Annotated in this window: 1 pseudogene; it reads right to left on the bottom strand. The window is 69.4% G+C overall.

The features are described from left to right. A pseudogene (locus tag R0J92_RS22625) lies at nt 1–122 on the bottom strand (P-loop domain-containing protein); the annotation flags it as partial. Nucleotides 123–278 lie beyond the last annotated feature (156 nt).

Here is a 278-nt window from a genome sequence, read left to right as displayed (position 1 = left end):
AGCGCCTGCATGCGCCGGTCGCGAATCATGAAGTTCGTCGCCGAGGTGTCCTCATCCATCATCAGGACGCGTGCGCCGGCTTCCAGCGCCTCGACGATGTTCGCGGCCTGGGAGGTGCTGCCGCTCGCATTTGGGCCACTTCAACACCAGCCCGACCCGGGCCGGCGACGACCAGCGGCGACGGCTCTGGCGGTGCGTGCTCACCCGCGGCTTCGCCAACGGCTGGTCCGACCGAAACCTCGGCCTCCACAAGACGGTCGATCTCGTGGCGCGGCGCC

It is taken from the genome of Tritonibacter sp. SIMBA_163 (genome assembly GCF_046535935.1).
Taxonomy (GTDB): Bacteria; Pseudomonadota; Alphaproteobacteria; order Rhodobacterales; family Rhodobacteraceae; genus Epibacterium; species Epibacterium scottomollicae.
Note: the sequence above shows the minus strand (reverse complement) of the source record. Positions and strands in the feature narration are given on the sequence as shown.